The 6489-nt window shown below is 73.1% G+C and carries 5 protein-coding genes and 2 pseudogenes; all 7 read right to left on the bottom strand.

The genetic code is table 11. From position 1 onward, the window contains the following. Positions 1 to 80: 80 nt before the first annotated feature. The gene (locus ABT085_RS42450; RefSeq protein WP_351621341.1) at positions 81 to 254 is read right to left on the bottom strand and encodes a CsbD family protein; all 174 of its coding nucleotides are present in this window, start codon (positions 252 to 254) and stop codon (positions 81 to 83) included. 133 nt (positions 255 to 387) lie between these two features. Continuing rightward, positions 388 to 2028, bottom strand: coding sequence for a phosphoglucomutase (alpha-D-glucose-1,6-bisphosphate-dependent) (pgm, locus tag ABT085_RS42445; protein WP_351621338.1), 1641 nt, complete (start codon positions 2026 to 2028; stop codon positions 388 to 390). A gap of 129 nt (positions 2029 to 2157) precedes the next feature. Next, positions 2158 to 2487, bottom strand: coding sequence for a hypothetical protein (locus ABT085_RS42440; RefSeq protein ID WP_351621335.1), 330 nt, complete (start codon positions 2485 to 2487; stop codon positions 2158 to 2160). A 197-nt stretch (positions 2488 to 2684) separates the two neighbouring features. Continuing rightward, a pseudogene (locus ABT085_RS42435) lies at positions 2685 to 3671 on the bottom strand (NAD-dependent epimerase/dehydratase family protein); the annotation flags it as partial. 160 nt (positions 3672 to 3831) lie between these two features. Beyond that, positions 3832 to 4470, bottom strand: a complete 639-nt coding sequence (locus ABT085_RS42430; protein WP_351621329.1) for a class F sortase — start codon at positions 4468 to 4470, stop codon at positions 3832 to 3834. 115 nt (positions 4471 to 4585) lie between these two features. Further along, complete coding sequence (locus tag ABT085_RS42425; protein ID WP_351621326.1) at positions 4586 to 5302, bottom strand: hypothetical protein; 717 nt, start codon at positions 5300 to 5302, stop codon at positions 4586 to 4588. A 228-nt stretch (positions 5303 to 5530) separates the two neighbouring features. Next, positions 5531 to 6489 (bottom strand): annotated as a pseudogene (locus ABT085_RS42420) (DUF5682 family protein); the annotation flags it as partial.

Genomic DNA, 6489 nt, shown 5'->3' with positions numbered 1-6489 from the left:
GACCGCCCGCGCGACCTGCACCCCCGTGTCCCGACGGCCCGCCGGGGCGGCCGGGCCGTGACGCACGGTCGTGCGCCGTGTCAGTGCTTGAAGACGTCCTTGGCCTTCTCCTTGGCCTGACGGGCGTCGCCCTTCGACTTCTCCATCTGCCCCTCGGCGGCCATGCTCTCGTTGCCGAGCATGCGGCCGACCGTCTCCTTCGTCTTGCCCTTGATCTGCTCCTTCTTGGCCTTGCCCTTCTGTTCCCGAGCCACTGACGATCACTCCAAACCGCTGTCGGCGTGCGATTCCTCCCGCACCGGGTGACCCCTGGCGGGGCACCTCAAACGGGGAGTCGGCCGTTCACACTCCGTCACGGCCGCGCACTCCGTCACCACCGCGCCCCGGTCAGCCGCCGAGCGCGGTCAGCACCACCTCTTTCGCCTCGTCCTGCACCCGGGCGAGGTGATCGGCGCCGAGGAACGACTCCGCGTAGATCTTGTAGACGTCCTCGGTGCCCGAAGGCCGGGCCGCGAACCAGGCGTTGGCGGTGGTCACCTTGATGCCGCCGATGGGCGCGTCGTTGCCCGGCGCCCGGGTGAGCACCGAGGTGACCGGCTCCCCGGCGAGGGTGTCGGCGCGGACCTGTGCCGGGGAGAGCTTGGCGAGCAGCGCCTTCTCCTCCCGGGTCGCCGGGGCGTCGATGCGCGCGTAGGCCGGCTCGCCGAAGCGCTCCGTGAGCGCGGCGTAGTGCTCCGACGGCGTCTTCTGCGTCACCGCGGTGATCTCGGAGGCGAGCAGCGCCAGCAGGATGCCGTCCTTGTCGGTGGTCCACACCGAGCCGTCCCGGCGCAAGAACGACGCGCCGGCCGACTCCTCGCCGCCGAAGCCCAGCGAACCGTCCATCAGTCCGTCGACGAACCACTTGAACCCCACGGGCACCTCGACCAGTTGACGGCCGAGGTCGGCGGCGACCCGGTCGATCATCCCGGACGACACCAGCGTCTTGCCGATACCCGCGCCGGCGGGCCACTGCTCGCGGTGGGCGAACAGGTAGGCGATGGCGGTGGCCAGGTAGTGGTTGGGGTTCATCAGCCCGGCGTCCGGGGTGACGATGCCGTGCCGGTCGGCATCGGCGTCGTTGCCGGTGGCGATCCGGAAGCGGTCGCGCTGCCCGATGAGCGAGGCCATGGCGTGCGGCGACGAGCAGTCCATACGGATCTTGCCGTCCCAGTCCAGTGTCATGAACCGCCAGGTGGGGTCGGTGAGCGGGTTGACCACGGTCAGGTCGAGCCGGTGCTGCTCGGCGATGCGGCCCCAGTAGGCGACCGAGGCCCCGCCGAGCGGGTCGGCGCCGATGCGCACGCCTGCCGCGCGGATCGCGTCCAGGTCCAGCACGCCGGGCAGGTCGGCGACATAGGTGCCCAGGAAGTCGTAGCGGCCGGTGCCGGGGGCGGCGAGGGCCTGCGCGTAGGACACCCGTCGTACGTCCTTGAGTCCGCCGGTGATGATCTCGTTGGCCCGGTCCTGGATCCAGGAGGTCGCCTCGGAGCCCGCCGGTCCGCCGCTCGGCGGGTTGTACTTGAAGCCGCCGTCGGCGGGCGGGTTGTGCGAGGGGGTGACCACGACCCCGTCCGCGAGGCCCGAGGCGCGGCCCCGGTTGTGGGTGAGGATGGCGTGCGAGACGGCCGGGGTGGGCGTGTAGCCGTCGGCGCTGTCGATGAGCACGGTGACGTCGTTGGCCGCGAACACCTCCAGGGCGGTGACCCTGGCGGGCTCCGACAGGGCGTGGGTGTCGGCGCCGAGGAACAACGGGCCGTCGGTGCCCTGGGATTGCCGGTATTCGCAGATGGCCTGGCTGGTCGCGGCGATGTGGTCCTCGTTGAAGGCCGTCGCCAGGGACGATCCGCGGTGCCCGGAGGTGCCGAACGCCACGCGCTGTCCTGGGTCGGCCGGGTCCGGGTGCAGCGCGTAGTACGCCGTGACCAGCCGGGCGACGTCGATGAGGTCCTCGGGTCCGGCCTGCCTGCCCGCTCGCTCGTGCGGCATCTGCCCGTTCCTCCCTATCGGTTGACCATCGGGTTCCGGGCCCATCCTGCCCCGCCCCGGTGGCGGTCCGCGAGTGCCGCACCGCCCCTGGACGGCTGCCGCCGTACGTCCGCGCCAGGGCGGGAACGGTCAGTCCTCGCTCTCGTGGCGCACGAACCAGCAGCCGAGGAGCACCAGCGCTCCCCACACCCCCGCGACGAGGGCGGGCCCGCCCACCGTGGAGCCGTAGGCGACCGCCGGGATCGCGGCGACCATGGCGAACCAGGTCATCAGTCCCCACATGCTGAGCGACTCGGGCAGCCGCCCCCGGGCGCGGCGCACGACGACCGCGCCCGCGCACACGCCGTAGACACCCGGAGCCAGCAGAGCGAGCGCGACGCCGACGGAGAGCTCCGGGACGTCCCCCGGTCCGCGCAGGGTCATCGCCCCGAACACCATGAGCACAACTCCCGTGAGCACGGCCAGCGTTCCCCACACCCGCCGTCTCGTGACCCCGCCGGGGCGGTGCGCCCCCGGCCACGGTCCCCCGCTGTACGGCTCTTCCCCGGTATCGGTCATGAGCACGACCCCCCGCCCTCTCGGACACGCCCCTCACCGAGAGGACTCCGCCCGCGCGTCGGTGATGCAGACCGGAGCCGCCGACCGCATCGTTCCGGTCACGCGCCGGGGACTCGGAAAAGCTCTCGGACCGTCCCGTGTCCGATCAGGCTCCGCGCGCAGTCCAGCACCGTCTCCCCGGCGGGCCGCGGCCGCCAGTCCAGGAGCCGGGCGGCCTTCGCGGTGGTGTGGCGGTTGCGGCGGCCGAGCGCGGGGACGATCTCCCGCAGTTGCGCGTCGCCGAACCGGGCCGCGAGACGGACCACGGTGTCCGGGACCCGGCGGGTGGGCACCCGGGCACCGTCGGCGCCGAGGCCCTCGCGAAGGACCCGGGCCATGTCCGCCATCCACATGAACTCGCCGGTGCCGAGGAAGCGTTCGCCCGCGGCCGCGGGCGAGGTCATCGCCCGGATGTGCAGGTCCACGAGGTCGCGTACGTCGACGATCTCCAGGCCGATCCGCGGCAGCACGCGCAGCTTCCCCGAGACCATGCGGCCGACGATGTCCACGGAGCCCCGGGTGTCCGCCGTCAGGACGGGGCCGAACACCGCACCGGGAAGCACACAGGTCAGTTCGGTCTTGCCGGCGTGGTCGCGCACGAAGTCCCAGGCGGCGCGTTCGGCGAGGGTCTTGGAGCGGCGGTAGGAAATGAGGGTGGGGTCGTCGGGGTCGGTCCACAGCGTCTCGTCGGTCACGCCTTCGGTGGCGTACGACGAGGGGCTCGCGGCGTTCGCGGCCGATGTCATCACCACTCGCCGCGCCCCTGCGTCCGCCGCGGCGCGCAGCACGCGCAGCGCGCCGTCGCGTGCGGTGGCGATCAGGGCGTCCGGATCCTGCGCGTCCGTCACTCCGAGCGGGGAGGCGACGTGCAGCACCCGGTCCACGCCCTCGAGCGCGGTGTCCCAGCCCTCGTCGGCGGTGAGGTCGGCGACCGCGAACCCGAGCCGGCCCGCGGGGTCGACGACCGTCGACACGGCGTCCACGACCGCCTGCTGCCGGTCCGGGGTGCGTACGGTCGTGCGCACGTGGTATCCGCGCCGCAGGAGTTCCGCGACGCACCAGCCGGCGCGTGTTGTGGCGGATCGACCCGGCGCGCGACGGCGAGGCCAGGGCGGCCCGTATCCTCACCCTCGTCATCGACGGCCTGCGAGCCGTCCCCGCGCCCGGGGACCGCTAGGACGGACCTCCTGGCCGCCGTGCCGCCGGTCAGACGAGGTGGGCGAAGACGACCAGGTTCTCGGTGTAGTCCTTGGCCTTGTGGTCGTAGTCCCCCGCGCAGGTGATCAGGCGCGCCTGGGCCTGCCCGGTGTCGGCGTAGACGCGCTGGTCGGGGAAGTCGTCCTTCTCGAACTTCTCGGCGTCGTCCACCACGAACGACGCCTTGCGCCCGTCGGCGCGGGTGACGTAGAACCTGTCGCCCTTCTCGAGCTCCGAGAGGTTCGCGAACACGGCCGCGGAGGTCGTCGTGTCGACGTGCCCGGCGATGATCGCGGTGCCGGTCTCGCCCGGCGAGGCCCCGTGGGCGTACCAGCCGACCAGGTTGGTGTCGTCCGCGGCCGGGGGCTGCAGGTGCCCCGTCGGACCGATGATGAGGTCGGAGAAGGGCGCGTCGACGGCGATCTTGGGGATGAGCAGCCGCTCGGGCCTGGCCCGCGGCAGATGCTTGCCCACCGGATACGCGGCACCCGAGGCCGCCGCCGCTCCGGTCTGGACGGTGCGCGGCGGATACGCGTAGTCGGCCGGTCCGTGCCGACCGGCCAGCATCATCGCCAGCACCAGGAAGGCCGTGCCCCACAGCCACATGCTCGTCGAGCGGGTCTCGGACGAGGAAGAAGGGGCTGTCATCGGATACCACCTCACTACGGCTCGGCAGCTCAGCGGGAACGGCACACGGACGGCGGGCCGGGCCGTCACGGGACGCGGCCGGCGGCGACCCGGCTGCTCTCCGCGTCAGGCACGGTCAGGACGCGCCCTCGGCCGCCTTCTTCCGTCGCCACGCGTACATGCCTGCCGCCCCGATCCCCAGCACCGCCAGGCCGCCGGTGGAGACGCCCGGAGAGGCCAGTGCGCCCCCGCCGGTGTGCATACCGCCGCTGGGGCGGTCCTGCTCGTCGTTCCCGAAGTCGTTGCCGCGCCCGCCGCCGTCGTTGCCGCCGTCACGGCCGTTGTTGCCATTGCCGCCGTCGCGGCCGTTGTTGCCGTTGCCGTTGCCGTTGTCACGGCCGTTGTTGCCGTTGCCGTTGTCACGGCCGTTGTTGCCATTGCCGTTGCCGTTGCCGTTGCCGTTGCCGCGGCCGTTGTTGCTGTTGCCGCCGCCGAAGTCGTTGTTGTTGTCGTTCCTGTACGTCTCCGGGTCCTGCTTCGGGTCCACCTTGGGAACCCAGTCGTCGGCCCGCACGGAGGCCAGCATGCCGCCACCGGCGTGGATTCCCCCGCGCGGCGAGGCGTAGCCGCGGCCGTCGTCGTGCCCCCTGTCGAAGGACGGGTCGTCGTCGCCGTCCTTGCCGTGATCCCTGCCGGAAGACGAGTCCTGGTCGCTGTCCTTGCCTTGCTCCTTGCTGTGGGACGAGTCCTGATCGTTGTTCCAGTCGTCGCCGGCCGCGTGGGCGCCGGGAGTGGCGATCGCGAGAGCGGCCGTGGCCGCTGCCGTGGCGAGCAACATGCGGGCAGAACGCATGCGAGGGTCCTTCCGTCGCAGCCGGGCAGCTGGGCTTTGTCAGCTGAAGTGACCCGGCCTTGACGTGATCTACCGTCAGCCACGCCGCGGCATCGCACCATCCGGGGCGCTCAGTCGGGTTACCCTGCGCCCCGTCCGGTCGCCGGCCCGCGACCCGGCTCCGGACGGGTCCGCCCGCCCCCGGCCGCCCGCCCCTGGCGCCCGCCCCGGCCGGCGGCCCGGCCGGTGTCAGCCGGCCGCCAGCAGCACCGCCAGTGCCGTCGCCGTGTCGGGGTGACGGCCCACCAGTGCCGCCCCGCGCGGACCGGCGGGCGCCGCCTGCCAGGCCCCGTCGCAACCGAGCAGACCGGCCACCGCGTCGCAGGCCGCGGGGTGGGCGGCGAGCAGCGCGACACCCGGGCCGGCCTCCGCCCGGTGCGCCGACGCCGGGGCATCCGGAGCCGGTCCCTCCCGCCACGGCGGCACCCACGCGTCCAGCGCCGCCAGCCGTCCCGGGAAGATCCGGCCCGCCTCGCGGATCAGCAGGGGCGCCAGTTCGGCGCCGCCGTCGCGCAGGGTGGTGATCAGGGTCGGCAGCCAGGGCAGCAGCACGGGATCCGGCAGCCGCGCGAACGCGTTCGACACCGCTTCCACCACGAAGTCGGTCAGGCCCGGCACCGGTTCCAGGGCCTGGACGAAGCCGCTGAGGTAGCGCGGGTAGGCGGGCACCACCAGAGGGTTGTCCAGCAGTTCGTCGCACCGCGCCCGCAGGTCCGCGCGGGTCAGATGGCCGAGCTGGGTCCGGGCCGCCCACAGCAGCGCGGTCTTCGGGGGGTCCTCCGGGTGGGACTGCGCGACCGCCAGCTCCAGCTGGGTGCGGTCACAGCCCAGCGACAGCGCCAGGCTCTCCATGCTGAACAGGAAGCCGAGCATCGCGGCGACCTGACGGACACCGGCGTCCTCGTCGGTGAACGCGGTCGGGAGCAGGGTGCAGTAGTGCGCGTATCCCGCCTTGACGAAGCGCTCGATCCACGGCGGCAGCACGGGCTCGCTGGTGCGGTAGAACGCCAGGAGCCGGCGGACCCGGCGCAGCACCTCCGGCGCGCCGTCGACGCTGCGCTCGGCCGCCAGGGTCTCCAGGGCGCGGGCGCCGAGCTCGTCGGCGAGCCGGCGGCTGCGCAGATAGAGGGTCGCGTCCTCCACGGTCT

It is taken from the genome of Streptomyces sp. NPDC002265 (genome assembly GCF_040296125.1).
GTDB lineage: Bacteria > Actinomycetota > Actinomycetes > Streptomycetales > Streptomycetaceae > Streptomyces.
Note: the sequence above shows the minus strand (reverse complement) of the source record. Positions and strands in the feature narration are given on the sequence as shown.